Raw genomic sequence first — 1757 nt, forward strand, 5'->3', positions numbered from 1 at the left:
GGAAGGGGTTTGCCGCGCTTCTGGATCACACAATCTCCAAGGGCTATCCACCTTTTGGCTGTCGAATGAATGTCTTTAGCGTGGCTGGTAATGAATTTCGGCGAGGGCGGCTACAAGAGCAAGGAATAGAATGAATGCCAAACCTGTCATGGCCGGTATAGAAATTTGGTCTAGAACTATTTCTATGTGAAAATCATCGACCTTAACCGCAATTGCACCGAGACCGGCTGCGAAAACGAGAGCACATGTAGAAAGACAGGTAACGAACGCTCTCCGCAACATGCTTGCTGTTCGGAAGAGGTATATTGAAACAAAAAACATGGATAATCCGGCGGTTAGCCCGCCGAAAATCCAATAAGGGGCCAAGACATCAAACCCTGCTAGTGCTATTGCACAAATAGCCCCAACCAGCAGCGCGCTTATTCCGGCACGAACCCATGTAAAGTGGTCGCCAGTATCAGCAGGCGAGTATTTTTGTGGGGGGCGCTTCCCGACGAGCTTTGACCTACACTTGGCAAACCATCCTACTTTAGTTTCATATGGTTTTGGATCAATAAGCTGCGCCATTAGCAATCCCCCGGATTCTTATTGCAAAATCAGGTGAATCGGCTTGTCACGCATCGTTTGCACTCCTTTTAATGAGTATCGCTTCAAGAGCATTCATAGCGTCAATGAATGTATCACACTCACGAGCAAAGACAAGATCTTTGTCCCCCTCCCATGTTTTAAGGACGTGCTCAATGTCTTCCGTGCTAGCGTTTTGGCCGATCATAACCATTCGGCCACTCCAATTCCCAACCCTTTCGACATCCCCTAAAATGGATGCAGCGCATATACCATTGTAATATATCGCGGGCACATATGGGGCGTAATGAGTGGCTTCTTGGAAGCATTCGAATGCTTCAAAGTATTGCGCTTGACGCATTAAAGCCAAACCGAGATTTGTCGTGTACCCCATAAGAAATTCGACTGGTGTATCGTTTCTAATTTTTCGGGTTAAAATGAGGGCAGCGCGAAAAGCTTCTTCAGCTTCACTCCAACGCCCTGTGTAGTAAGATGCTAATCCAGTGCTGCCCAAAACATATGGCTTAGTAATATCTGGGATCCTGTCCCAATCGTCTTGGTGTCTGCGTCGCTGCCGCAAGACCAATAGGGCATCATTGAATTCGGCCTTTCGAATTGCCTCCCGCGCCTCGTCATACCATCCGGGTATTTCAATTCCCTCGATGTTAGCGATTTGAAAATGAGGATTTAATAGCTGTTCTTTTTCGGAGGTGGCTCGAATCTGCTCGAGCGTACCCAAAAAATTTGGGTCATGTTTTTGCTCGTCAATAAGGCGTCGCATACTCGCCAGAACTTCAGGTTTTTTAGGGTCAGCGCTTTGAAGGTAGCGCTTAACCTGTTTCCCACTGACGCCCAATTCTTTCGCTAGCCAAGCAGTATCAGCTAGTCGAAAAAGTATGCGAAACCGGTGAATTGTTACTGCCTGTTCGTATGACTGCTTTTTGAACATAATGCCCACCTTGCATGTCTGAATAGGTGTATTGTGAGACAAAAAAAATGTCCAAGCAACAAAAAATTGTACATCCAGTGAGCGGCCGGATGTTTTTGAGATTTGTTAAAAGGCTGCCGAAGAGGGGAATGCTCCGGAACCGGGCCCTCGCCCGGTTCTTTGCCGATGCGGGCTGGCATAGCTTCATATCGAAGCTGGCCTACAAAGCAGATCGGTCCGGCAAGCTCTTCGTTCGGATTGACAG

General features: G+C 47.6%; 2 protein-coding genes. Both read right to left on the reverse strand.

What is annotated here, in order from left to right; genetic code table 11:
* Window positions 1-75: 75 nt before the first annotated feature.
* Window positions 76-567 carry a hypothetical protein gene (locus E1297_RS02165; RefSeq protein WP_155133328.1) on the reverse strand — a complete coding sequence of 164 codons (492 nt, stop codon included), beginning with the start codon at window positions 565-567 and terminating at the stop codon, window positions 76-78.
* 46 nt (window positions 568-613) lie between these two features.
* Window positions 614-1513: a hypothetical protein gene (locus tag E1297_RS02170; RefSeq protein WP_155133331.1), complete on the reverse strand. Its 900-nt coding sequence runs from the start codon at window positions 1511-1513 to the stop codon at window positions 614-616.
* Window positions 1514-1757: the final 244 nt, after the last annotated feature.

It is taken from the genome of Roseibium sp. RKSG952 (assembly GCF_009711355.1).